Source organism: Candidatus Enterococcus ikei (genome assembly GCF_017316105.1).
Lineage (GTDB): Bacteria > Bacillota > Bacilli > Lactobacillales > Enterococcaceae > Enterococcus_L > Enterococcus_L ikei.
This window is the reverse complement of the sequence record NZ_JAFLWD010000009.1, coordinates 263,488-288,914: the sequence shown is the minus strand read 5'-3', so window position 1 is coordinate 288,914 and position 25,427 is coordinate 263,488. Positions and strand designations below refer to the sequence as shown.

General features: G+C 35.7%; 22 protein-coding genes. 1 reads left to right on the top strand and 21 read right to left on the bottom strand.

The features are described from left to right. Nucleotides 1-50: 50 nt before the first annotated feature. The 3 genes from JZO69_RS05360 to JZO69_RS05350 all read right to left on the bottom strand — a co-directional run bounded on the left by JZO69_RS05360 (nucleotide 51) and on the right by JZO69_RS05350 (nucleotide 2,404). Nucleotides 51-689, bottom strand: a complete 639-nt coding sequence (locus JZO69_RS05360; protein ID WP_207111851.1) for an HD domain-containing protein — start codon at nucleotides 687-689, stop codon at nucleotides 51-53. 101 nt (nucleotides 690-790) lie between these two features. Beyond that, nucleotides 791-1,414 (bottom strand): DUF47 domain-containing protein, encoded by a 624-nt coding sequence (locus JZO69_RS05355; protein WP_207111850.1) that lies wholly within the window; start codon nucleotides 1,412-1,414, stop codon nucleotides 791-793. Nucleotides 1,415-1,426: 12 nt separating this feature from the next. Further along, a complete protein-coding gene (locus JZO69_RS05350; RefSeq protein ID WP_207111863.1) occupies nucleotides 1,427-2,404 on the bottom strand; it encodes an inorganic phosphate transporter in 978 nt (325 codons plus the stop codon). 280 nt (nucleotides 2,405-2,684) lie between these two features. Here JZO69_RS05350 and rpsT point away from each other — a divergent pair, with 280 nt between their 5' ends. Continuing rightward, nucleotides 2,685-2,939, top strand: a complete 255-nt coding sequence (gene rpsT / locus JZO69_RS05345; protein WP_010772698.1) for a 30S ribosomal protein S20 — start codon at nucleotides 2,685-2,687, stop codon at nucleotides 2,937-2,939. A 162-nt stretch (nucleotides 2,940-3,101) separates the two neighbouring features. On the opposite strand, the gene holA is transcribed toward rpsT, so the two are convergent. The 18 genes from holA to dnaE form a co-directional block, all read right to left on the bottom strand. Next, a complete protein-coding gene (holA, locus tag JZO69_RS05340; protein WP_207111849.1) occupies nucleotides 3,102-4,130 on the bottom strand; it encodes a DNA polymerase III subunit delta in 1,029 nt (342 codons plus the stop codon). A 49-nt stretch (nucleotides 4,131-4,179) separates the two neighbouring features. Beyond that, nucleotides 4,180-6,522 (bottom strand): DNA internalization-related competence protein ComEC/Rec2, encoded by a 2,343-nt coding sequence (locus JZO69_RS05335; protein WP_242586551.1) that lies wholly within the window; start codon nucleotides 6,520-6,522, stop codon nucleotides 4,180-4,182. Beyond that, nucleotides 6,485-6,994, bottom strand: a complete 510-nt coding sequence (locus tag JZO69_RS05330) for a ComE operon protein 2 (RefSeq protein ID WP_207111848.1) — start codon at nucleotides 6,992-6,994, stop codon at nucleotides 6,485-6,487. The genes JZO69_RS05335 and JZO69_RS05330 overlap by 38 nt, the downstream gene beginning before the upstream one ends. A 165-nt stretch (nucleotides 6,995-7,159) precedes the next feature. Further along, the gene (locus JZO69_RS05325; protein WP_207111847.1) at nucleotides 7,160-7,783 is read right to left on the bottom strand and encodes a helix-hairpin-helix domain-containing protein; all 624 of its coding nucleotides are present in this window, start codon (nucleotides 7,781-7,783) and stop codon (nucleotides 7,160-7,162) included. A gap of 123 nt (nucleotides 7,784-7,906) precedes the next feature. Then, on the bottom strand, nucleotides 7,907-8,968 hold the full coding sequence (locus JZO69_RS05320) for a SepM family pheromone-processing serine protease (RefSeq protein ID WP_207111846.1): 1,062 nt from the start codon (nucleotides 8,966-8,968) through the stop codon (nucleotides 7,907-7,909). Continuing rightward, entirely contained in the window at nucleotides 8,961-9,461 is a 501-nt protein-coding gene (gene coaD, locus JZO69_RS05315) for a pantetheine-phosphate adenylyltransferase (protein WP_207111845.1), read from the bottom strand. The genes JZO69_RS05320 and coaD overlap by 8 nt, the downstream gene beginning before the upstream one ends. Nucleotides 9,462-9,471: 10 nt before the next feature. Further along, complete coding sequence (rsmD, locus tag JZO69_RS05310; protein WP_207111844.1) at nucleotides 9,472-10,017, bottom strand: 16S rRNA (guanine(966)-N(2))-methyltransferase RsmD; 546 nt, start codon at nucleotides 10,015-10,017, stop codon at nucleotides 9,472-9,474. A gap of 109 nt (nucleotides 10,018-10,126) precedes the next feature. Continuing rightward, a complete protein-coding gene (locus JZO69_RS05305; RefSeq protein ID WP_207111843.1) occupies nucleotides 10,127-10,477 on the bottom strand; it encodes a YlbG family protein in 351 nt (116 codons plus the stop codon). Further along, complete coding sequence (locus tag JZO69_RS05300; protein ID WP_207111842.1) at nucleotides 10,467-10,898, bottom strand: YlbF/YmcA family competence regulator; 432 nt, start codon at nucleotides 10,896-10,898, stop codon at nucleotides 10,467-10,469. The genes JZO69_RS05305 and JZO69_RS05300 overlap by 11 nt, the downstream gene beginning before the upstream one ends. Nucleotides 10,899-10,900: 2 nt before the next feature. After that, nucleotides 10,901-12,022, bottom strand: coding sequence for a CAP-associated domain-containing protein (locus tag JZO69_RS05295; protein WP_207111841.1), 1,122 nt, complete (start codon nucleotides 12,020-12,022; stop codon nucleotides 10,901-10,903). Between the two features lie 19 nt (nucleotides 12,023-12,041). After that, on the bottom strand, nucleotides 12,042-15,470 hold the full coding sequence (locus JZO69_RS05290) for a pyruvate carboxylase (protein WP_207111840.1): 3,429 nt from the start codon (nucleotides 15,468-15,470) through the stop codon (nucleotides 12,042-12,044). A 105-nt stretch (nucleotides 15,471-15,575) separates the two neighbouring features. Further along, nucleotides 15,576-16,766, bottom strand: a complete 1,191-nt coding sequence (locus JZO69_RS05285; protein ID WP_207111839.1) for an FtsW/RodA/SpoVE family cell cycle protein — start codon at nucleotides 16,764-16,766, stop codon at nucleotides 15,576-15,578. A gap of 3 nt (nucleotides 16,767-16,769) precedes the next feature. Continuing rightward, a complete protein-coding gene (locus tag JZO69_RS05280) occupies nucleotides 16,770-17,072 on the bottom strand; it encodes an Fpa/YlaN family protein (protein ID WP_207111838.1) in 303 nt (100 codons plus the stop codon). Nucleotides 17,073-17,309: 237 nt separating this feature from the next. Continuing rightward, entirely contained in the window at nucleotides 17,310-17,465 is a 156-nt protein-coding gene (locus JZO69_RS05275; protein ID WP_207111837.1) for a hypothetical protein, read from the bottom strand. Nucleotides 17,466-17,737: 272 nt separating this feature from the next. After that, entirely contained in the window at nucleotides 17,738-18,757 is a 1,020-nt protein-coding gene (adhP, locus tag JZO69_RS05270) for an alcohol dehydrogenase AdhP (protein ID WP_207111836.1), read from the bottom strand. A 187-nt stretch (nucleotides 18,758-18,944) separates the two neighbouring features. Then, nucleotides 18,945-20,702 carry a pyruvate kinase gene (gene pyk, locus JZO69_RS05265; protein ID WP_207111835.1) on the bottom strand — a complete coding sequence of 586 codons (1,758 nt, stop codon included), beginning with the start codon at nucleotides 20,700-20,702 and terminating at the stop codon, nucleotides 18,945-18,947. 96 nt (nucleotides 20,703-20,798) lie between these two features. Beyond that, nucleotides 20,799-21,761, bottom strand: a complete 963-nt coding sequence (pfkA, locus tag JZO69_RS05260; protein ID WP_207111834.1) for a 6-phosphofructokinase — start codon at nucleotides 21,759-21,761, stop codon at nucleotides 20,799-20,801. A 171-nt stretch (nucleotides 21,762-21,932) separates the two neighbouring features. Beyond that, entirely contained in the window at nucleotides 21,933-25,265 is a 3,333-nt protein-coding gene (dnaE, locus tag JZO69_RS05255) for a DNA polymerase III subunit alpha (RefSeq protein ID WP_207111833.1), read from the bottom strand. Nucleotides 25,266-25,427 lie beyond the last annotated feature (162 nt).

Below are 25,427 nucleotides of genomic sequence, written 5' to 3'. Positions count from 1 at the left end.
TTGAATTATATTGCCTATTTGAAACTTTGACTTAATCTTGAGCTATTTAACTACTCCCATTCTTCTAAAAACTCTTCTAGAAATAATTCCAAGAATTTTTGACGCTTGTCTCCTATTTCTTTGGCATATCTTGTATTTAAACTATTATTCAATAAGAGGATTTTTTCATAAAAATGATTGATGACCGTACTCTCATTTCGATATTCAGCCTTTGAGTGTAATGTTCTAGGTGCTATTTCTGGATCATAAATCCGATTGCCTTTGTGACCACCGTAATAAATCGTTCTTATAATCCCAATGGCTCCCATTGCATCTAACCGATCAGCATCTTGTACAATTTGTCCTTCAATAGTCAGTTTTTCTGCGTTACCTTCAAGCTCCTGACTAAAAGAAAGGTTTCTGATAATATGGAGGATTTCCTGAATCTGTGTATTAGAAACATTGATATCTTCTAATAATTTTATTAACTGTTTGTACGCAAGTTCTGGTTCAGAAACTAATTTGTCATCTACGGTATCATGAAGATATGCTGCCGCAGTTATGATAAATCTATCGCATGTTTCTGTTTCAGCAATTTTGTTTGCCATACGAACTACTCTGTTTATATGGTCCATTCCATGACCACTTTTATCTTTTGACGCTATGGATTGCGCATATGTCTTAATTGTTTCTATTTGTTGATTACTCATCTGATTCCTCCAAATTAGTTAAGAATGAACTAAAAAGGATCAGCTCTTAGAAATAATAAGAACTTTTTTAGGCTTTCCTTCTATATTCATCTTTCCTTTTGTTAACTATTCTTTATTACTAAGCCACCAATCACATCAACCACTGATTCACTGGCATTCAGCAATTCTTCCAATTGATCATAAACATTTTTCCATTTAATAACTTCGATTGGATTTTGTTCATTGGTGAATAACTCTTTAAGAGAATCACTATATAATTTATCTGCTTTGCCTTCGATCTCACTAACTTCATCGATCATTGCATGAAGGGTTTTTGAATTCTTAAATTTAGCAAACTCTTTCGTAGCAGTTAACACTCCCGCTGTGGCTTCTACTGCATACGTGATAAATACTAAAGCATTGTCCTTCAAATCCTCCACAACTAAACTGCTTAACAAATATGAGATACTATTGATCGTGTCTAATACATCATCTAAACGTTCAGTTATTTCAACAATGTCTTCCCGATCAATCGGTGTGATAAACGAAATATATAATTCACTTAAGATTTTTTTTACGATTTGATCGCCTTCACGTTCTAATACATGGATTTTCTCCGCTTCATTTTCTAATTTTTCCAATGAATAGTCAATTGCGATCATATCTAAAAGTTCTGCTGCTTGATGGGCATTTTTTGCTAAATGTTCCATTTCACCAAAATAATCAAATTGTTTTTTTCTAGCCATTTTATTCTCTCCTTAAAATAGTGCTATAAATATTTTTGCCATAATAAAGGCAATGATTCCACAGCCAGGAAACGTCAATATCCAAGCAATCATCATTTCCTTTACGATTCGCCAATCAACGCTAGAAACACGTTTTGAAGCACCGACACCCATGATTGCAGTGGTCTTTGTATGTGTTGTAGAAACTGGAATACCAAAAAGTGAGGCTAAAAATAAACAAAATGCCGTACTCAAATCAGCGGCAAAACCTTGATATCGTTCTAATTTTACCATGTCCATGCCGACAGATTTTATAATCCTCATACCTCCCACTGAAGTTCCCAAACCCATGGTTACAGAACAAAGAACCATGACCCAGATTGGAATGATAAATCCTGATCCAGATTTTTCAGCCAAATTATTATAGTAAAGCCCTAACATAAAAACACCCATAAATTTTTGACCATCTTGTGCGCCGTGTAAAAAAGCATTCGCAGCAGCACCAAATGCTTGTCCATAGGTGAAAACTTTATTCGCGGTTCTTCTAGCCACTCCTTTGAAAAGGATTACAATTAGCTTTGTAACAAGAAAGCCACCGCCAAATCCCATGACTGTGGAGACAACTAGACCAACTAGGACTTTGGCCCATTCAGCGCCATTAACTGCACCAAGTCCACCTAGAGCCATTGCAGAGCCGGTCAAACCAGCAATCAGAGCATGACTTTCACTTGTCGGAATACCAAAGTACCACGCAGCTACAGACCATACTACAATCGAAAATAACGCTGCTGCTAAGGCTACTTGAGAGGCGTTTCCTTGTGCATCAAAACTTACGATGTTACTGATTGTTTCAGCTACTTGAGCATTGAACAACGTCATAACTAATGCACCAAAAAAATTCATTATAACGGCCATCCAAATCGCGACATTTGGTTTTAACACGCGAGTCGAGACAGCGGTTGCAATTGCGTTCGGCGCATCTGTCCAACCATTAACAAAAACAACCCCCATTACCAGAGTAACAGTTACAATTAAAGCAATATTCACATTGACACCACCATTTCATTTTTCCCCTGTTATGATAGCATATTTTTTATAAAAAGTATTGATTTTTTCTATTAATCTCAAATACAAGCCGTTTTTTTACGTGATAAAATCACTAATTTTACTGTTAAGGAAAAAAACTTGTCATCTTTTATTGCAATGCCTGTTTGGATTAGGTATAATGATTAGTGTTGAATTACATATGGAATTTCCTGTGTAAGACCTTAATTTATCGGAGGTGAAAGAAATGCCAAATATTGAATCTGCAATTAAACGTGTACGTACTAACGCTAACAAGAATGCTCAAAATTCATCTCAAAAAAATGCTATGCGTACAGCTATCAAGAAATTTGAAGATGCTGTAGCTGCTGGTGCTGACAATGTGGATGCGTTATATACAGAAGCTGCTAAAGCTGTTGATATGGCTGAAACAAAAGGATTAATCCATAAAAACAAAGCAAGCCGTGACAAATCTCGTCTAAGCAAAAAATTAGCAAAATAATGATTTAATAGAAGCTGACTACGTGTTAGCTTCTTTTTTATTTCTCCAAAAAAATACGGGCTAAACATAAATGTTTAAACCCGCATCCAGTATTGCTTATAAAAATTTCAGTGCAACTCCATACCTAGGTCATCGATCAATTTGACTCTAAATAAGTTTGTATCATGCAACTTGTCCAGATAACTTTAAGATAAACAACTCAAAAAGCAGCTTTTTATCCATCTTACCTGTTTTCATTAGAAAATCATTCTCTACTAATTCATCATAGATAGCCTCTAAACGATCTAGTTCAAATCGACGAACTTGCTGTAGAGCAAGTTTTACACGATAAGGATGTATTTTCAACGTTTCAGCAATATTTGCTTGTTGATAGCCTAGTTTGGCTAAAATTTTTGTTTGTAAAAATAAACGAATTTGATTTAATAAAATCGCATTTAATTTGATAGTCTCTTCCCCTTGGAGCAATAAATCTTCATACAACTGAATTGCTTTTTCCCCATTACCTGACAAAACATCATTGGTTAAATCAAATACATTATGTTCTAAAGATTTAGGTACAAGCTCTTTGACACCACTTAATGTGATAATTTTGCTATCAGAAGCGAATAGAAATAGTTTCTGTAACTCGCCCATCACTTTCGATAGGTTCAAATCAGTCAATTGCAGTAGTAAATCAAAAGCTTCTGGACGAATCTCATATCCTTCACTTTGGATTGTCTGTTCAACGTATTGCCTTACTTCTCGTTCTCCCATTGGATTGACATCAATAATTTCTGCTTGTTTTTTTATCGCTTTTGTCACTTTTTTTCGTTCATCCAACTTTTCGACATTTGCAATAAATACTAAAATAGTTGTAGGTGAAGGTTGTTCTAAGTACTTTAGTAAACTATCAGTATCATGATCTAGTCCATTGGTTTTTCTCTCAGCTGTTAAAAAATACGGATTTTCAATAAAAACTAATCGATAATCACCAAAAAAAGGAATAGTCTCAGCTTCTTCCAACGCTATAGATAACGGTACTTCCTCCATATCAAAGGAAGAGTAATTGAATTGATCATCTTCAGTTTTGATCAATTGACTCATCAATTCTGTTTTAAATAATTCACTCAAATACCCTTCTGTTCCTTGAATTAAATAAACAGAAGCAAAATTCTGTTGTCTTACTTGTTTCAATGCCTCTTGTAGATTCATACTTCCCCTCATTTCTCATGTTCATCCTATCACGTCACTTCAAGAAATGCTAGTCTTCTTCTATTACAAATCTAGCCATCGTCATTTTTGAAAACGGCGTCCATTCATAATAGATCATTCCCCTTTTATCTGTTTGAAAAACAGAGACATTTTCTTGAACTAATGTTGCGAGTGTTTCATCATGAGGATGCTTGAACCTATTATTGCGTCCACATGAAATAACACCATCTATCGGTTTGATTCTTTGAATGAATAAAGGATCTGTCGACGTTTTACTACCGTGATGACCAATTTTTAATACATCCACTTTTAGTGAAGGAAATTTTTGTATTACTTGTTGTTCTCCTTCTTTTTCCAAATCACCCGTAAATAAGAAACGTTTTCCAGCAATTTTCGTATAAACTATCATCGAATCTTTATTTTCCCCTGTTCCTGAAACACTAGGTGCAAGCATTTTAAGCGGGAGTGATTGACTTATGGATGTCTCTGCCAAAATAGGATAACATTTAGTCCCCGCTTTTTTCAAGCGTTCAATCATGCGCCGAAAAACGGTTTTATTTTCTGTGCCAGCTGGATAATAAAGCTTGCGTATTGGAATTTTTTCATTGATCGTCAATAAATCCCCGCAATGGTCTATATCTCCGTGACTGATCAAAACTTTATCTAAGTATTTAACCCCTTTACTTTTTAAATATGGAATCACAGAGTAATCGGCATTTGATGCTTGTTTTTGTTTGACCGACCATTTTTCTTTTTCAAACTCAATTTTTCCACCAGTATCAATTAAAATATTTTCCCGATGAAAAGGAGCTTGAATAAAAATACTGTCTCCTTGCCCAACATCGATGAATGCAATCGTTCCATTCGGAGAAAAATACTTGTTATGCATTAATATAAAGAGACCTGCACCAATTAAATAAGCTTTTTTTGATTGCTTTTTCATCAGGTACAATAATAAAAAAAGCAATAACGTGATTAACAAAAAAAGTAATGGAGAAAAAACACCGGTAACTATTGTAAATGTACTATTCTGACTTAACCATTCAAAAACTAAATGCTGAAGCAAAAAATAACTTTCCAAACCTGTAAATAGCAACTGCCACTTGAAAAAAAATGAGCCTATTAAACTAATGGTCAACATTGGTAAAATAGCTCGTTCAAAAATCGGCAATAATAAGAATGTAAAAATACTACTAGTTAGCTGCCATTCAAAGAAGGATAATCCGATCAATGGAATCATTGTCACATTTAGTAAAAGAGAAAAACAATACATTTGTAAATAGCGATTTTTGATTCTTTGTGTAATTGGGTGAACATATAAAATAAAAAAAGATAACCCATAGCTTAACTGTCCGCCAGCGGAAAATAACAAATATGGTTGGAAAATCAAGCAAATAATTAATGATACGCTCCAGCAATCTAGTCCTGACAACTGCCATTTGAACTCGCGGCTACTCAAAGAGATCATACTTTGCATCAATGCTCGAACAACACTACTTGAAAAACCAGTTAGTCCTGCATAAATAATTGAAAACAGTAGCTGTAGCCAAAATAAACGCTCCACTGTGAGACCCAATCTTAAAAATAGATACCTAAAACTTCCAACAAAAAATGTTACATGCATACCTGACAAACTGAACAAATGCAGAATACCTAAACTAGCCAGCATTCCTTCCTTTTGTGAAAACTCACTTGATTTAAATCCAAAAAGCAACGTTTTTAAATGTAGTGCCGTTTCATTTGAAAATGTCTCGTCACAATAATCGATCGCTCTTTTTCTACAATTGCTCAACCAGCTAAAAAGTTCATAAAATTTTGGGCTTTCAGTTTTGATTTTATGTATATTACTGATTGTAAGAGTTTGATATATCCCGTTTTCTTTTAAATATCTTTGATAATCAAACCCATTAAGATTAGTTTGGGGCAAAGGTGTTTCAAATTCACCTGAAAGCTCCATTCTTAACCTAAGATTTAACTTTTGCCACTTCTTTTTTTCTTGCTCTGATGTAAAGCGATAAAAGGCAATTATTTTACTTTCTTCTTTTTTTGTAGTTGAAAATTTTCCTTCCAACTGAAGTCGATCGCCATCTATTTTAAGCTTATCTGGTAATGCAACTAATTGACCTGTCATTTCAGTTGACTCAGGAAATTTGGCTTGCTTTTCTTTGCTTAGTGTTTGCCAGCAAGAAATACTCAGAAGAACAATACAAAAAAAACTAACACCGATCACTGCTTTGTTTCTTGTTAAGAGCACTCGAATAATAAGATAAAACCAAACTATTCCTGCTAATAAGCTTGGTTTTAAAATAACAAGAACTGTTCCTATCATTAATAATACTGGAAAAATCCAGTAGTTATTGATCTGTTTGAGGTGCTTCTTCCACTGAAGCAATCTCATCTTCCCCTAATTGTAATTCAGCAAAATATTTTTTTGATAACGTTACTTGATCGACAGTTGCACCAACTTGCTCGATTAAAGCCATCGCATATTCATCATTGCGATAATCTTTTAAATAGTGAATCTTTTTGATCCCAGCCTGTAAAATCATTTTTGTGCATTGCAAACAAGGAAAATGTGTAACGTAAATTTCAGCGCCTTCTGTTGGTATTCCAAATTTTGCGCACTGTAAAATCGCATTCATCTCAGCATGGATTGTTCGAACACAGTGACCATCAACAACATAGCATCCGTCATCAATGCAATGAACATCTCCGCTGACAGAGCCGTTGTAGCCACCTGCAATAATTCGTTTATCTCTAACAACCGTTGCACCAACTTCTAAGCGTGTACAAGTACTTCTTAATGATAATAATACACTTTGCGCCATAAAATATTGATCCCAAGGTATTCGTTCTAGCGTCATATTCTACTCCTTTTTAGTAACTATTTATTTTTTTAACCTTCTTTTGCTGATTTTATAATATTAGTAGGATATACAAATAGTAAATTATAGAAAAAGTCTCGTCAAGAACCTGCACAAGATATTTGTAAAATCGTTGCTTTTCCTTTTTTTAATTCTAATAAAACGTTATGAAGTGATTGAATCTTTTAATTTCTCAAATGTTTTTTCACCAAATCCTGAAATGTTTTTTAAATCTTCAATTGATTTGAAGCCGCCATTTTCTTCCCGATAACGAATAATTTCTTGGGCTTTCTTTTGCCCAATGCCAGGTAAAGCCTGTAATTCTGTTTCATTTGCTTGGTTTAAATTGATTTTATTTGTCTCTTTGCTTTGACTTCCTTGAGAATCATTGTTTTTTTCAGTTGATTGGATTTCTTCACCGACTTTTGGTACATAGATCACCATTTGATCAATAATTCGCTCAGAAAAATTGACTTGCTTGGTATCAGCTTCCTCGCTTACCCCACCAGCAAGCATCACAGCGTCCCAGACACGCATATCTGCCGACCCTTCATACATTCCTGGTTTTTTCACAGCGCCCTTGATATCGACGTATATTTGCTTAGAGAGTGATTCAGTATCAGTTTGTACAGAAGAGCTGATAGAGGTTTGGATCAATTCTTCTTCCTCAACGCTTTGAGAATTTGATTTACTAAAAAAAAAGAAAATCATACTGCATATCACAACTATCACAATGCATCCACCCATTAAATAATGTTTATATGTCTGTAATACTTCACGATAATTCATCTTTTTCCTCCTTCAAAAGAAAGATACGCATTATTTTTATCTTTTCACGAGAAAAAATCAAACTCACCAGAAAAAGAGTACGGTAGTCGTCAAATTTTTTTCTGACGAATTCCGCACTCTTTTTTATTTTTCTTTTAATGTTTCCAGATAATCCAATGCATCTTGTACATTTTTTACAGGTACGATTTTCATTTTTGTACCGATTTTTTCAGCTGCCGCTTTGGCTTCTTCATAATTTGTTTTGATAGTTGGGTTCGCTTTTTTCATTTCTTTGGTAATTTCATCATCAGGAGCAAAAAAGATCTCTGTGTTATTTTCACTAGCCGTAACGACTTTTTTGTCGATTCCGCCGATCCGTCCCACGATTCCATCACTATTCATTGTTCCTGTACCTGCAATTTTGTGTCCTTTACGGATTCCCTTTTGAGTCAGCTGCTCATAGGTCTCCAGCGTAAACATCAAGCCTGCTGAAGGTCCGCCAATATCTCCTGCATCTATCTCAACTGCAATCGATGATTTTATCTCAGTATGATCTGTCAGCCCAATTCCAATACCAGCTTTTTTATCTGTTGGCAGTTCAATCAATTTACCTGTTGCTTCTTTCGATTTTCCATCTTGCAAATAGCTAACAGTGACTTCTTGACCAACTTTTTGTTTTTTAACATAATCGATAAATTCTTGACTACTTTTAAACGTCTTTCCATCAATACCTGTGACTGTATCGCCAACTGAAATTTTCCCACTAAAACTAGAATTGTCTTCAATAGCTAAAACATACACACCTTTAAATGTCATTTCATAAGGTACTTTAGCCAGTTTCAGTGCTTGCTCAATTGCTGCATTTTTCGAAGAATCCATATAGTATTGCTGAATCCGATTATACTCACTATCAGTGCTTGATCCCATTAAATCTTTTTTACTCACTAATTCTTGAAAATCAGAAAATTGGGCTTTCAAAGCAGACCCTAATGTCGCTTTACGTACACCGACAGTCGTCAGATAAAATGCTCCTGGCTCCGAATCTTTTTTGTTTTCTACAGTAACAAATTCTTTCAAATTTTCTGTAGTACCGGGACCTTCTATATAATATGGTATAGGAAAAATCAGAAGTACGATCAATAAAATAACCGCTGCAAAAGGCAGTATCGACTTGATCGATATTTTTTCTTCATGCTCATTATTCATTTGGCTTCATCTCACGATTCTTTTGATTTAGTACTTCATTAACAGCTTTAGGCAAATATTCAGAGACATCTCCGCCAAATTTTAGCACTTCTTTTAATAAACTTGAACTAATATGTGCATAGGTTTTGTCAGCCAATAAAAATACCGTCTCTACTTTCGGTGCTAAATGTTGGTTCATCATAGCGATATCTTTTTCGTATTCATAATCTTTCACGTTTCTTATACCGCGAATCAGAAAATCAGCGCCCAACTCTGCAGCACTTTCAACAGTCAGCTTGGTTTCTTGAGTGATCACTTCAACATTTTCTAGATGGTTTACAGCAGCTTTTATTGTGGAAAGTTTCTCTTCTAATGTAAAAAGAGCAGTTTTATTTGTATTTACGAAAACACCTACGATTACTTTATCAAAAATCTTTGTGCTACGTTCAATCAAATTTAAATGACCATTTGTCAAAGGATCAAAACTACCAGGAAAAAGAGCAATTTTAGTCATTTTTTCCCTCCTATTTATAAATTGTTATTTGAGTAATTCCATACGTTGTCTCACGAGTTTTCTCTAAGATCCCTATTGTTTCAGGGAGGTTGACCGATTTATCTGTCTCGCAAACAATCACTACATCTTCACTTAACAGATCATTGGTAAGCATTTTTTCGATTTGTTTTTCGATTTCTTGCTTAGCATAAGGAGGATCTAGTAAAACTAAATCAATTTTAGTTTTTTCCTCTTTTAAAAACTCCAACGCTTTATTAGCATCCATTTTTTTTATGAGAAACTTTTCCGGTTCTTTTGTTACTTCAATGTTTTCTTTAATGATTTTGATCGCAGAAAAATTTTTTTCAACACAAATTCCTTGATCCATTCCTCTAGATACAGCTTCAATCGCAAGACCTCCACTGCCAGCATACAGATCTAAAGCAGTCCCGCCATCAAAATATGGACCGATCATATTGAAAATCGACTCCTTGACCTTATCAGTTGTTGGACGTGTGTTATCACCATCTAGTGCTTTTAAACGTCGTCCTCCATATTCTCCAGAAATAACTCGCATCTTTTAACGCTCCTTCACGTAATCAAACAATTTACTTTTATAGTATAACAAATATACAGAAAAAAGATGAAAAATGTTTGATGTTCGTTCACATTTTTCATCTTAATTTTTACACATTTTCAGCTAAACGAATCTGCGTACTTAACTCTTCTACTTCAAATCCTTCTTCTTCCTCATATTGGTAAGCAGCTTTTGTACCAATTTTTTCAGCAAAATTCATTTCTACATCTGGACGATATGATCGTTCTACTTTACGAACAAAATGCAATCCATTGATTTTAACTTCTGAGCTTTCAATATCTTCTTCATTCATGTAAATAACGACATATTTCATCCGGCGAGAAACATAATGGATCAAGCCATATCGTTTCAATGTTTTTAGTTGTTTTAAGCTATATACCCAAACAACTAGGCACCGTCGCTTTTGTATTACAAATTCTTTGTCTTCATTAACTTGCATGACAATTACCTCCACAACCCGAATGTTTTCCTTTTTCAAAGAAAGGATTCCCGGCATCTACTTTAATATCGTCTGATATTGTTTTAGCTACCGCCATGCCAACTAAATCTAAAATTGTTTGAACGCCTGTTTCAGAAAAACGAAATTCAGCTACTTCTTCACTCATATCCAATGCTCGTTTGGCTTGACGAACCGCTCTTTGCTTTGTACGAAAATCTGGTGCATGGTTTCCATATGCTTCGATCCGTTCAAAAGAATCTTTTGCGTCTAAAAAAGCCTTCTGCTTATCTCGAACATCCTTAGATGCATACATCGATTGACGGTTTATTTTATAAGATTCAATGCTCTCACTAGTTAAAATGGCTTGCACAAGCTTTTCTGTCTGATCTTCTATTTCAAAAAGTTTTTCTGTCACTATCATACTTATTCACTTTCCTCTGTTTGAGATATTTCTTTTTCTGTTTCTTGTAATAAGACTAACATACTTTCTTTGGTGAAAGCAACGCCAATGTTTTCGTTTTCCTGATGGGCAAAACGGGAATGATATAATGAATCAGAAAACCATGAAAGTACTGTGAATGTTGGATCATAAACAGGCTCTGTATACATTCCTGTCGCTTTTTTCTTGTCCAATTGTCCAATTTTCAGTAATTTTTGGAACTCATCATTTGTTAAAGTGAAGACTGCGGTAGAAACCGCTTGTTCTTTACTAAACTGCCAAGTTTCTATTCTTTCTAAAGACAGAATATTCTTTTGATTTTTAGTCAACGTTTCAAAAAGTTTTTGAGCATTTTTTTGACTTTCAGTATTAACATGATAAGTCGGCAACTCTTCTTTAAGTTTTAATAGATTAATCGTCCGAATCGTCTGATTACTAATAACGGCATCAAAACCTGTTGTCTGTTCTAACGTTACAATTGGTATCGGTTCCCCTTCAATCAGCTGATAAGGCATTAATGTCAACAATGACTCTTTATCTAAATACGTGACAGCTGCTAACTTTCCATTTCCATGATTAAAGAACAAAATAGCGAATGTTTGATTATCAAATGCAATTAATGGACGATAATTCATGTCTTCTTCCATCAATTCAATATTATATTTGTTTTCTTTATATGTAAACTCAAAATTGGAATAAATAGTCATCAATTCTGAAACATCTGACAATTTCATATCAATGGAAAACGGCGCTACTTCTTTAGAATCATTAAAGGCTTTGATCATCGTAATCTTTTCATTTTGAACATTTACTTCTAGATAATCTGTATCTTTTTCACCATATATCCATAGTTCATAACCCATATAAGATTTCTGTTTTTCGAGGGGTTCACCAAACTCTGTTACAAAATCGGTTGTTTTCTTACCTATGTACGCAGCATAACCTGACGTTGGAATTTCTTCATAAGGTAAAGCAGTGTGGGAGACGCTTTGTCCCCCACTAATTGCTTCTTGCTGCATCTTTTCAGCAGGGAAAAAGACAGGTTGTAAATAGCCAACTATCAGGACTACAAAGAAAACGCCCAAAAATGCTAAAAATTTTCTCATCTTTTTCCCCACTTTTCGATTAATTTTCTTTTACTTCTATCAATAAATCACCAGAGCTGATGGTTTCACCTTCGAGTACATATAAGTGCTCGACGATACCATCAAAGCGTGCTTCAATCGTTGTTTCCATCTTCATTGCCTCTGTAACTAGTAGAGCATCACCTTTTTGAACTTTGTCTCCTTTGTTTACTAAAACTTGGAGAACAGAGCCAGACATCGTTGCGCCAATTTGCTCTTTGTTCGTTGGTTCAGCTTTACGTTTTGCTTGAATAGAAGATTTGATAGATGTATCTTTTATCACTACTTCACGACGCTGACCATTTAAATTGAAGAAAAGTACTCGATTTCCCTCAATATCCGGATCGCCAATTTCATCTAAGCGAATAATCAATGTCTTCCCTTTTTCAATTTGAACTTCTACAGATTCTCCTTGACGAATTCCTTGGAAAAATGTTGGTGTATCCAACAATGTAACATCTCCAAAATTTTGATAAGACGTGCGGTAATCTAAGAATACTTGTGGATACATCAAATAGCTCAGAATCTCTTCAAGTTTAGGCTCGTAACCAATTAATTCAGCCAATTCTGCTTTCACTTTATCAAAGTTTACAGGCGCTGCTAAGCTTCCTGGTCTTTCTGTAAATGCAGGACGGCCTTTCAAAATAATTCTTTGTAAGTCTTTAGGGAATCCACCTACTGGCTGACCTAAGTCCCCTTGGAAAAATGTCACTACTGATTCTGGGAAACTTAATTCTTCACCAGTTGCATAGATATCTGCTTCGGTTAAATTATTTTGAACCATAAATAACGCCATATCTCCTACAACTTTTGAAGAAGGAGTTACTTTAACAATATCACCAAACATCAAATTGACTGTATGATACATTTTTTTAATATCATCCCATTGATGACCTAAGCCAACTGCTTTGGCTTGCTGCTGCAAGTTTGAATATTGTCCACCAGGCATTTCATGCATATAAACTTCTGTCTGTGGCGCATTCAAGCCATTTTCAAACGGTTGATAATACATGCGGACATCTTCCCAATAATGATTGATTTTTTGCGTATTATCAATATTGACATCAGGCGTACGGTCACCATTGACCAAAGCATAATATAAACTGCTCATACTTGGTTGGCTCGTTGCTCCACTCATCGCACTTGTTGCGACATCCACAATATCAACACCCGCCTTAGTTGCAGCTGAATATGTGATAATACCATTTCCGCTTGTATCATGAGTGTGCAAATGAATTGGTAAATCTGTTGTATCTTTCAACTCGCTGATTAAACGATAGGCCGCTTGTGGTTTTAATAGACCAGCCATATCTTTGATTGCAATAATATGTGCACCCATTTTTTCGAGTTCTTTTGCCATATTTTTGTAATATTCAACATTATATTTGGCTCTTGTTGGATCATTGATATCTCCTGTATAACAAATGGCAGCTTCTGCAATTTTTCCTGTATCTCTAACTGCTTGAATACTTTTCTCCATTTGCGGCAACCAATTTAAACTATCAAAAATACGGAAAACATCGATCCCTTGTCGTGCAGACTCTTTTATAAATTCTTCAATAACATTATCTGAATAATTTTGGTAGCCAACCGCATTTGATCCTCTAAATAGCATTTGCAATAATGTGTTTGGCATTAGTTTACGGATTTTACGGAGTCTTTGCCATGGATCTTCATTCAAGAAACGATACGCAACATCAAACGTTGCACCGCCCCACATTTCACTAGAAAACAACTCAGGAAGTCCTTCTCCAGTTAAGCGAGCAATTTCTTTGAAATCTTGCGTTCTTACGCGCGTTGCTAATAGACTTTGATGGGCATCACGGAAAGTTGTATCTGTCAGTAAAACATTTTCTTGTTTTTTGACCCAATCAATCACACCCTGCGCGCCATCTTTATCTAAAATATTTTTGGCAGTCACATAATCACTGCGTAATTCTAAATCAGTTGGAATACGAGGAGCATCAAAATATTTTTTCGTTGACTTTTCAATTCCTGGAAAACCATTGACTGTTACTTCACCAATGTATTTCATTGTTTTATTGCCGCGGTCTCTTAATTTAGGAAATTCAAATAACTGCGGAGTATTGTCGATAAATGTTGTTTTGGCTTCACCAGATTGGAATTCAGGATGAGCAAGCACTTTGTGTAAAAACGGGATATTGGTTTTTACACCACGAATTCTAAATTCTCTTAGGCAACGTTCCATCTTTTGAATCGCTTTTTCAAAAGTTGAACCGTGCGTACAAACTTTTACTAAAAGTGAATCAAAATACGGTGTGACTACAGCTCCAGAATAGGCATTTCCAACATCAAGTCGTACACCAAAACCGCCTGGTGAACGATATGTATCGATTTTACCAGTATCCGGCATAAAATGATTCAATGGGTCTTCTGTTGTGATTCGGCATTGGATCGCTGCACCATTTAAGGTGATTTCTTCTTGGTGAGGAAGTTTCATATCTTTGTGCAAATCAAGACCTTGAGCGATTTGCAACTGAGAGACAACAATATCGATATCTGTAATCATTTCGGTAATCGTATGTTCTACTTGCACACGTGGATTTACTTCAATAAAGTAGAATTGATCCCCTTCAACCAAAAATTCAACCGTTCCAGCATTGATATACTTCACATGTTTCATTAATTGAACTGCTGCATCACAGATTTCTTTCCGTTTTGCTTCACTCATTGACACACAAGGCGCAACTTCTACCACTTTTTGATGGCGGCGTTGAACCGAACAGTCTCGTTCAAATAAATGGATCACATTTCCATGAGCATCCCCTAAAATTTGAACTTCAATGTGTTTGGGATTAGATATATATTTTTCCACGTATACTTCATCAGAACCAAAAGCCGCTTTCGCTTCGCTTTTTGCTCTTGTATAACCTTCTTTTGCCTCTTTTTCATCATGAGCTACCCGCATTCCGCGACCGCCGCCGCCAAGTGCTGCTTTAATCATGATCGGAAAGCCATGTGTTCTACCAAATTCCAACACACCTTCGACCGTATCGACAGGACCATCTGAACCAGGGATTGAAGAAATCCCCGCTGCAACAGCTGCTTCTTTTGCCTTTATTTTATCTCCGAAAATATCTAGATGATGTAATGACGGACCAACAAAAATAAGACCTTCTTCTCTACAACGACGAGCAAATTCTAAGTTTTCAGATAGAAAACCGTATCCTGGATGGATAGCATCGGCTCCAGATTTTTTAGCGATACGAATGATATCTTCCATATCAAGATATGCTTCGATCGGTTTTTTTCCTTTACCAACTAAATAAGCTTCATCTGCTTTAAAACGATGAACTGAATATTCATCTTCTGCTGCATAGATAGCCACTGTCCCAATGTGCATCTCTGTACAGGCTCTAAAAATTCGAATGGCGATTTCTCCACGATTTGCTACTAAAACTTTTTTCATTTTTTCACTCCTACCCGTTTTATTAAGGTTGATACAAGAATGGTTAATTCCAAACAAAAAGAGGAATTACTTTTATATCACCAGTTATTGACCTTCATTTATTTATTAATTACCAAGTACTTGGTATTCTTGGTCCATTTTTTGTTTTTTTTCATCTGCACTGATATTCAGTACAAACGCTACAGCGATTGATATAATCAGCACACTATTCCCTCCATGACTAAGGAACGGGAATGTTATCCCTGTTAATGGAATCACACCTGTAATTCCACCTAGGTTAATAAAAACCTGTAATAATAGCATAGATCCGATACCGACACACATCAATGAATTAAATGGTTTTTTAGATCTTACACCAACTAAGATGATGCGAGCAATCATAAACATTAAAAGTGCTAAAATCAATAATGATACTAATAATCCTAGTTCTTCGATCGTAATAGCAAAAATAAAATCTGAATGCGCTTCAGGTAAGAAACCTTTTTTCTGGATACTATTTCCTAATCCTTTTCCGAACCAGCCGCCATTGTTGATCGCATAATAAGAATTTGCTAACTGATGACCGGCATTACGTTCATCTGTAAATGGATTTAAGAAAATCGCAAAACGCTTATATACATATTGATACTTTTCAGGGATAAACGCGCCTTTGCTTAGAATCAATGCTTGAATCACAGCAATACTACCTAAGATTCCAACTCCACCAACGATATAAGTATACATATAATTAACACCGCAAGCTAAGATCATAACGATTGCAATCAATGTTAAAATCGCTGCATTTCCTAAGTCGGGTTGAATAGCCACTAGAAAAATTAAAAAACCAACTAAAAGCATTGGTCTAAACACAGCTTTTTTAAACTCTCTATCGATATATTTCTGTCTTCTTCCTAGAATATAAGCTAAATACCAAATAATCATGATTTTCAAATACTCCGCAGGCTGCATAGAAAATGAGCCAAGGTATAACCACCCTGAGGCACCATTAATTGTTTTACCCAAAGGAGTAAATTTAACAGCCAAAAGTAATACAGAAATTACTGTTATCGCAAGCATGATAAATCCTTTGTTTTGGAAAACTGCTGTTTTCATCTTATAAATAAAAAACATAGCGACCAAACTTAAAACCCAAAATTGCAATTGAGAAATGACCATACTTGCTGGTGGCAATCCTTTAGACACTTGCAAAGAGGAGGTCGAACTGTAAACCATAATCAATCCTACTGCACTAAGAACTAAGTAGGGAATCAAAATACTATAATCTAACAGATGCCTTTTTTTTATCTTTTTCGGCAAAGTTTAGACCTCCTTGCCAATCTCTTTTTTTTCTTGTGTTTCCTCATAAACGTCACTATATAATTGATTAAGTTCTTTTTCTAAATCACTTAGTAGTTGATGTCCTTGTGTTGAACTTAAAATACCTAGACGAATGGCATAAGTCACTTGTCGAGAAAAACCATACATTTGTGTATCTACGACTTCCTCAAACGCTTTACATTGGGAAATACATAGGCTATTTTTTTGATTGCGGATCAACATCATGATCCTTTGTGCATCATCGTTTAACAGCTGAACGGCAAAATCTTTTGAAATGGATTCCATTTGCACTTAACCTCCCATCTTAATTATGTAATTATAGCATAATTTACCTGATTATTAATAGAATTTTTCTGAAAACCCTCTGTTTAAAAATTTTTTTAATTTTTCACAAACTTGAATGAATGAAATCTCATTTTAATCGAGACTGCCACTAAAATAAAAAGCAAGAAATCCGAAGTTCCATTCTGATCTAGGTTTCCTTATACAAGTATGTTGATTTTTTTTACACTTGTTTTTCTTTTAATTCAATCCATAGATAATTACATAATAAATAACATAAAACCAGCTCAATGCTCCATGAAATATTGCCCAAACTACACTATGCCAATTTACATAAGAAATAACTAACGCTAACGCACAACCAAAGGAAATTCCTGCTTTTGCACTTTCTTTCATGATTCCACCTCCTTAGAAAATAGTATTTCAAAGTTTGGATTAAATACATTCTTTCATATATTGAATATTTCTTTATGCTTTATTGTAAATTCTATTCTTAATCTTAACAGAATCTAATTTAAGATGCTATCAAAGTCCCCAAAAGTATACAGAAAAACCAACCTTTTTACTTTAGATCGAGATTATAACAAAAAGACCCACAATCGTTAGAATTTTAGTCCTACCTTTTATGGGTCATTATTGTTCGATTAATTTATTTCATTTTAAGGAATTTATTTTTTTAAATCTACGACCATTCTACCTTTGATTTTTCCTTGTTCCATTTCTTCAAAGATATCATTAACTTCATGTAGACAACGTGTTTCTACAACTGGTACTACCTTGCCTTCTGCACCAAATTGGAATGCTTCTTCTAAATCTTTACGTGTCCCCACAAGAGAACCTACGATTTGAATACCATCAAGTACTGTTTTTACAATTTCTAAATCCATAGTTTCTGGAGGAAGTCCTACTGCTACAACTTTACCAGCCGCTCGAACTGAATTTACTGCTTGATTGAAGGCAACTTTTGAAACAGCTGTAACAACTGCTGCATGCGCTCCCCCAACGTGCTTTTGAATCCATTCTCCTGCATCACCATCTGTTAATGGATTACATACTAAATCAGCACCTAGTTCTTTAGCAAATGTCAACTTATCATCATTGATATCAATAGCGATTACTTTAGCATTGAAAACATTCTTAGCATATTGAATAGCTAAGTTACCTAGACCGCCGATACCATAAATAGCAACCCATTGTCCAGGTTTTACATCAGAAACTTTGATTGCTTTATAACAAGTCACACCTGCACATGAAATACTACTAGCCTGAGCTGGATCTAATCCTTCTGGAACCTTAACAGCGTAATCAGCCTTAACAATACATTGTTCTGCCATTGCGCCATCTACAGAAAAACCAGCATTTTTTACTTGGCGACAGAAAGTCTCACGTCCTGTGATACAATATTCACAAGTTCCGCATCCTTCAAAGAACCAAGCGATACTCACACGGTCGCCAACTTTTAAGCTTTCAACACCGGGAGCAACTTCTTTTACGATTCCAATACCTTCATGACCAATCACACGTCCTGGTACTTCACCAAAATCCCCGTGCGCCACATGTAAATCAGTATGACAAACACCGCAATATTCTACATCAACTAAAGCTTCACCAGCTTCAAGTGGTCTAAGATCTACTTCTTTGATTTCTACTTTTCCATTATTCTCTTTAGTTACAACAGCTGCTTTCATTCTATCACTCCTGTATTTAATATTATATGGTAACAATTACATTTTACCATGTATGAAATCGTTTTAAAACCCCTTTTGAGAAATTGTTCACAATATATGAAACTTTTGTTCGAAATACCTAAAAAAGAGTGGAAATGAATCATTGTGCACGATTCATTCCACTCTTTCAATTGCTATAATTAATGTTTTAAATTGCTGTTGTTGCACCACGGTATACAATACCACGACGAGGATCAACAGTGATTAATTCGTCATTAGCAATCAAGTTTGTTGCATCAGCTGCGCCAACGATTACTGGAATATCTTTTGCAATCGCAACGACTGCTGCATGAGAAGTTAAGCCACCTTCTTCAACAACTAAAGCAATTGCTTTATCGATTGCAGGCATGTAATCTTTGTCAGTTGTTTTAACAACTAAAACAGAACCTTCTGTTGCATTTGCTACTGCTTCTTCAGCTGTATTTGCAACAACTGCTTTAGCAATAACTGAAGCTTCGCCGATTCCTTGACCTTGAACTAATTTTGAACCGATCATTTGGATCTTCATTAGGTTTGTTGTTCCTCTTTCACCTACTGGTACACCAGCAGTGATGATGATCAAGTCACCTTCGCTTGCAAAACCTTCTTCTTGAGAAATATGTGTTGCTAAGTTGAACATTTCATCAGTGCTTGATGGTTTTTCAGCAACAGTTGCATAAACACCCCAAGATAATGACAAGCTACGTGCTTTTTGTTCTGAGAAAGTAATCGCAACGATATGTGATTTCGGACGGTATTTAGAGATCATACGAGCAGTGTGACCAGATTCTGTTGCAGCAACGATTGTTTGGATGCCCAAATTACGCGCAGTATGACCAACTGATTGCCCAATTGCTTCTGTCATATCTGTTTTGCTGTAAAGTTTTAACGCAAATGAATCTTGGTTGATCAACGCTTCTTCTGTACGGACCGCAATACGAGCCATTGTTTGAACCGCTTCTAATGGGTAATCCCCAGCAGCAGTTTCACCAGAAAGCATTACTGCATCTGTTCCATCGTAAATTGCATTAGCAACGTCATTTGCTTCTGCACGAGTTGGGCGTGGGTTACGTTGCATAGAATCAAGCATTTGTGTTGCAGTGATAACTGGTTTACCCAAAGCATTACATTTTTTGATCAATTCTTTTTGAACAACAGGAACATCTTCAGTTGGAATTTCAACACCCATGTCACCACGAGCAACCATTAAACCATCAGAAACTTTTAGGATTTCGTCAATATTGTCGATACCTTCTTGGTTTTCGATTTTAGGAATGATTTGGATATGTGTTGCATCTTGTTCTTCTAAAATTCTAGTAATTTCTAAAACGTCAGTTGCACGACGAACGAAACTTGCAGCGATAAAGTCAACGCCTTGTTCGATACCAAAACGGATATCAGCAGCATCTTTATCAGTGATTCCAGGAAGGTTTACAGAAACACCTGGTACGTTTACGCCTTTTTTATTTTTTAATACGCCTTCGTTTTTAACTTCAGTAACGATTTCGTTTGCAGCGCGGTCGATATCAGTTACTTCTAAGTCGATTAATCCATCATCTAAAAGAATATGAGAACCAACGTTTACATCGTTAATTAATTCTGGGTAAGTAATTGAGAATTTTTCGTTTGTTCCTAAAACTTCTGTCATAGAAAGACGTACTGAATCACCTGTTCTTAAAGTGATTGCGCCATTTTCCATTTCGTTCGTACGGATTTCTGGACCTTTTGTATCAAGCAAGATCGCTACGCGTTTTCCTGTGATTTTTACAGCTTCACGAATGTTTTTGATGCGGTTGCCGTGTTCTTCAAAATCACCATGTGAGAAGTTTAAGCGACAAACATTCATCCCTGCATTTATTAAGTTTACTAGCATATCAACTGATTCACTAGCTGGTCCGATCGTACATACGATTTTCGTTTTTTTCATTACCAAACGCTCCTATTCCATTTTTGTTTATACTTATGAAGATTATCTATTTTCCTCAAGCGATACTTCAGATAGCTCAGAACTTCGAGCCTTTTTTTAAAAAGAAATCTCTTGATTTAAATCATAAAGTGATAAGTCAGGTTTATGCTTATGGTTTTCCAACGTATCTACGATATCTGCTGAAACTACTTCGTTGTCAAGCATACCGATACATTGTCCACCTTTTCCGGCTTTCAATAATTCAACAGCGTATGAACCAAATTTGCTGGCTAATACACGGTCACGGGCACTTGGAGAACCGCCACGGACAACGTGTCCTAAAATAGATACACGTGTATGGAAATCGCCATGTTCAGAAAGTTTATCAGCAAATTCATTACCACCCATAACGCCTTCTGCCAAAATGATCAAGCAATGTTTCTTCCCGCGATCACGGCCTTCTCTAATACGTTTAGCAACATTATTCATATCAAAGTCATGCTCTGGAATAATGATTTCATCCGCACCACCTGCAACACCTGACCAAAGAGCGATGTCGCCTGCGCCACGTCCCATTACTTCGATTACAAACGTGCGTACATGTGAAGTTGCTGTATCACGAATACGGTCGATCGATTCTAATACTGTATTGATTGCTGTATCAAATCCAATGGTAAAATCTGTTCCTGGAATATCATTATCGATCGTTCCTGGAATACCTACAGCTGGAAATCCGCGTTTCGTCAAAGCCATTGCACCATGGTAAGAACCATCTCCACCAATTACAACTAAACCTTCGATGCCGAATTTTTTCAATTGTTCAATGCCTTTTAACTGTCCTTCTTCTGTTGCAAATTCAGGATAACGAGCAGAATATAAGAATGTTCCACCACGTTGGATTTTGTCACCAACATCAGCAATATCCAATCGACGAATATCACCTGCAACTAAGCCTGCAAAACCATAATTGATTCCATAAACTTCGATTCCGTCAAAAATCCCTTTACGTACCACTGCACGAATTGCAGCGTTCATTCCTGGGGCGTCTCCCCCGCTGGTTAAAATACCGATACGTTTCATTCGTTCTTTCACCTCATATAATATACTTTTAAGCTGTAACAAGTTTTGTCACAGTTATTCATTACTCAAAAATATTACGTCACTCATTTTACCATTAATAGTGCAAAATGTCTTGATTTAAGAAGAAATAATTGAAAAAAGATGAAAACAATTAGTATTTTTTACCGTAAATCATTTGAAAACAACATTTTGACTACCTAATATTGATTCTAATTGTTCTTTTACATTGAGCGTATCAGCGACCCAATTCTCTTCTCCTAGAACTAATTTCTTCCCGTTTTTTTCAAAATAAATAATTACAGGCGTGTTCCCTTTATGCTGTTGAATTACTTCATGAATACTTTGTAAAATGGCTGTTTCATCTTGGGATTCCACGATTTTTAAATAACAAGTCGTTGCACTAATACTGTTTTCGATTTCGCTTGCTTTTTCGATCTGATTCACCAATAGTTGGAGCTCTTGATTATAATTACTTTTTTCTATTTTGCCTTCTACGAAATAAACTTGATTTTTTTCAACATTTTGGCGAAGTGTTCTGAAAACAGTTGGAAAAAGTGTCAAAGATAACGAACCCGTTAAATCATCGCCTTCCACAAAAGCCATCTGTTCGCCTTTTTTCGTTCTGATGACTCGAATATCTTTTACATAAATCAATAAGCGGGCTGTTTGGTTTTCCAGCACATCACTGACTAACATGACTTGTTTTGCCAAACGTGTTTTTTTGAATTCTTCTGTTGGATGCCCAGATAAATAAACACCCAAGTATTGTTCTTCTTGCTCCAATTTTTCTTCTAAAGTATAATCAGGCACTTCGACTTCTTTGAGTTTTAGCGTTTCTCCCAAAAGGTCCATGCTTCCACCGCTGTATATGATATTTTGAATTTCACTATCTAAGCTGACAGCCAATTGGCGGCGATTAGCTTGTAATTCATCAAACGCACCAATAGCGATCAAAGGTTGAATATTTTCAGCCTTCAGCCACTTACGGTCGATACGCAATAGAAATTGGTCAAAAGATTTAAATGGCCCACGTTCTTTACGTTCATCTAAAATATTTTGGATAAAATCTCTTCGTATTCCTTTTAATGAACTAAAACCAAACATAATCTGATCGTCCTTGTTCAAATAAAAACTATATTGACTAGAATTGATTGCTGGTTGCAAAATCGCCATTTTATTTTTACGCGCTTCTCCGATATACTCTTTGATTTTATTAGGATTATGCCTCACAGAGTGAAGAATAGCCGCATAAAAAGCACCTGGAAAATGTACTTTTAAATAAGCCATTTGAAACCCAATAAACGAATAGGCAAATGCGTGAGATCGGTTAAATCCATAGTTAGCGAATCGCTCAATATAATCGTAAATCGTAGTTGCTACTTCTTCGCTGTGCCCTTGTTTCATCGCGCCTTCGACAAAGTGTTTTCGTTCTTCATCCAGCACATCTTTTTTCTTTTTACTGACTGCACGTCTTAAGATATCGGCTTGCCCTAAACTAAATCCTGCCATTGTAGAAGCGACTTGAATAATTTGCTCCTGATACACAATGATGCCATACGTATTTTTTAAAATCGGCTCTAAGATTGGATCTGGATAATCGATTGGTGTTTGGCCTTTCTTTCTGCTAACAAATAAATCGATGTTCTGCATTGGACCAGGACGATAGAGTGCGTTGACCGCAGCAATATCTTCAATACTTGTTGGACCTAACTTTCTTAAAACATTTCTGATGCCGGCTGATTCAAACTGAAAAACACCGCTCGTTTCTCCCCGTCTGAATAAGGATAACGTTTTTTCATCATCTAATGGAATTTGATTTAAAACTATTTCTTTTTTATAAACTCTTTTAATGGCTTTGAGGGTATCATCAATGATCGATAAATTTCTCAATCCTAAGAAATCCATTTTGAGCAAACCGATCTTTTCTACATCATTCATTGTAAACTGTGTGAGAAAAATATCATTGGAACCTGGCTGTAAAGGTACAAGCTCTAGAAGGTTTTGATCACTGATCACTACACCTGCTGCATGGGTTGAAACATGACGGGGAAGTCCTTCTAAGCGAACAGCCGTGTCATATAATAAACGATTTACATCTGATGAATTCACTAATTCTACTAGATTTTTCGAATCTGCATAGGCTGTTTTTAAGGTCATTTTAAGTGCAGTTGGTACAGCATTAGACCAGCGATTGGACTCACTTTGAGATAAACCGAAGACTCTTGCGACATCCCTTAAAACCATTTTTGCTGCCATCGTACCAAAAGTAGCAATTTGCGCCATATGATAGTGACCGTATTTTTCCCGAACATACTGCAGCACTTCTTCTCGGCGATTATCTGGAATGTCCAAATCTATATCAGGCATTGAATGTCTTTCAGGGTTTAAAAAACGTTCAAATAATAAATCATACTTGATTGGATCAACATCCGTTATCGACAAAACATACGAAACTAAAGATCCTGCAGCAGAACCTCGACCAGCTCCGGTAACTATATTTCTTTCGTGAGCAAACGCCATAACGTCCCAGACAATTAAAAAATAATCATCAAAGCCCATTGTGTGAATAATCCTTAACTCTTTAGCCAAACGTTCTTCATACTCAATAGTGACGTTTTCAATACGTTCAGGTAACTTTTGCAAACACAACTCTTTTAAAAAGTCCCCTGCTTCTTTTCCATCAGGTATTGAATAATGAGGCAGTAACCGTTGATGTAAAGGAATCTCTACTGAACATGACTCTGCAAGTTTCTCCGCATTTTGAATTGCTTGCTCATTGATTTTCACACGTAGTTGTTCTGCAGCGTCTGTTTGACTTCGTAGATAAAAAGGTCCTTCGATCTCAGTTTCTTCCGTATTCAAAGTCATCTGTTGCCCTTCATCGATATGAGCCAATACTTTTAGTGCAAAACCATCTGTTCGGTTCAAATAACGAGTTTCTTGTAAGGCAAGCAGCGGTTGTTGTTGTTGTTCGTAAAATAGGAAAAGTTCTGGATTCGTTTCTGGATTACTCGTAAATGAAGCGCCCGCAAAAAAAGAATCTGAATCAAAATATTGCACTAATTGAGCCAAACATGCTGTTGCTTCTTCTTCGCTCCTTTTTAGCGCAAAAGCAACTTCCCCTTTATCAGAAGGTATCACAGCGAATAAATGAGTTAAATGATCTTTGATTTCTTCTAAATAGAAAACTTTTTCACTATTCATCTTTGCAGTAGATATTCGCATCAAGTTTTGATAGCCCTTTATATCTTTTGCATACAGTAATAATTGTGCGGATTGCTCTGATTTTTGAGGTGTATATTCTAAAGTTAAACCGATAATCGGTTTGATTTCTTCTTTTTTACAAGCTTCAAAAAACTCGATCGTCCCATGCAACACGTTGATATCTGTGATTCCTAGGGCTGTATAACCTAATTTTTTAGCTTGCTGTACCAATTCTTGAATACGAATAGTACTGGAAAGTAATGAGTAAGCAGTAATTGTATATAATTGTGGAAAGGGCATAGGACATCTCCTTTTATGTAGGTTAGAAAAAAAGTGCTCAACTTCGGTAAAAAAGATCTCTTCAATTCTTCACGTTTAGCATTTAGAATTGGATAGATTGGTTTGAAGTTCAGCTTACTTGTGATTCCACCATTTATTATGATGATTTAAATTAAAAATGTA

Bases quoted from the DNA above. Each gene is read 5' to 3' on its own strand.
- JZO69_RS05305 (WP_207111843.1), bottom strand. From the start codon at position 10,477: ATGCAAGTTAATGAAGACAAAGAATTTGTAATACAAAAGCGACGGTGC.
- pfkA (WP_207111834.1), bottom strand. From the start codon at position 21,761: ATGAAACGTATCGGTATTTTAACCAGCGGGGGAGACGCCCCAGGAATG.
- pyk (WP_207111835.1), bottom strand. From the start codon at position 20,702: ATGAAAAAAACGAAAATCGTATGTACGATCGGACCAGCTAGTGAATCA.
- holA (WP_207111849.1), bottom strand. From the start codon at position 4,130: ATGAATCTACAAGAGGCATTGAAACAAGTAAGACAACAGAATTTTGCT.
- rpsT (WP_010772698.1), top strand. From the start codon at position 2,685: ATGCCAAATATTGAATCTGCAATTAAACGTGTACGTACTAACGCTAAC.
- JZO69_RS05295 (WP_207111841.1), bottom strand. From the start codon at position 12,022: ATGAGAAAATTTTTAGCATTTTTGGGCGTTTTCTTTGTAGTCCTGATA.
- rsmD (WP_207111844.1), bottom strand. From the start codon at position 10,017: ATGCGAGTTATTTCTGGAGAATATGGAGGACGACGTTTAAAAGCACTA.
- JZO69_RS05325 (WP_207111847.1), bottom strand. From the start codon at position 7,783: ATGAATTATCGTGAAGTATTACAGACATATAAACATTATTTAATGGGT.
- JZO69_RS05350 (WP_207111863.1), bottom strand. From the start codon at position 2,404: ATGGGGGTTGTTTTTGTTAATGGTTGGACAGATGCGCCGAACGCAATT.
- JZO69_RS05275 (WP_207111837.1), bottom strand. From the start codon at position 17,465: ATGAAAGAAAGTGCAAAAGCAGGAATTTCCTTTGGTTGTGCGTTAGCG.
- adhP (WP_207111836.1), bottom strand. From the start codon at position 18,757: ATGAAAGCAGCTGTTGTAACTAAAGAGAATAATGGAAAAGTAGAAATC.
- JZO69_RS05360 (WP_207111851.1), bottom strand. From the start codon at position 689: ATGAGTAATCAACAAATAGAAACAATTAAGACATATGCGCAATCCATA.
- JZO69_RS05290 (WP_207111840.1), bottom strand. From the start codon at position 15,470: ATGAAAAAAGTTTTAGTAGCAAATCGTGGAGAAATCGCCATTCGAATT.
- coaD (WP_207111845.1), bottom strand. From the start codon at position 9,461: ATGACTAAAATTGCTCTTTTTCCTGGTAGTTTTGATCCTTTGACAAAT.
- JZO69_RS05355 (WP_207111850.1), bottom strand. From the start codon at position 1,414: ATGGCTAGAAAAAAACAATTTGATTATTTTGGTGAAATGGAACATTTA.
- dnaE (WP_207111833.1), bottom strand. From the start codon at position 25,265: ATGCCCTTTCCACAATTATATACAATTACTGCTTACTCATTACTTTCC.
- JZO69_RS05320 (WP_207111846.1), bottom strand. From the start codon at position 8,968: ATGAATAATGAGCATGAAGAAAAAATATCGATCAAGTCGATACTGCCT.
- JZO69_RS05330 (WP_207111848.1), bottom strand. From the start codon at position 6,994: ATGACGCTAGAACGAATACCTTGGGATCAATATTTTATGGCGCAAAGT.
- JZO69_RS05300 (WP_207111842.1), bottom strand. From the start codon at position 10,898: ATGATAGTGACAGAAAAACTTTTTGAAATAGAAGATCAGACAGAAAAG.
- JZO69_RS05280 (WP_207111838.1), bottom strand. From the start codon at position 17,072: ATGGAATCCATTTCAAAAGATTTTGCCGTTCAGCTGTTAAACGATGAT.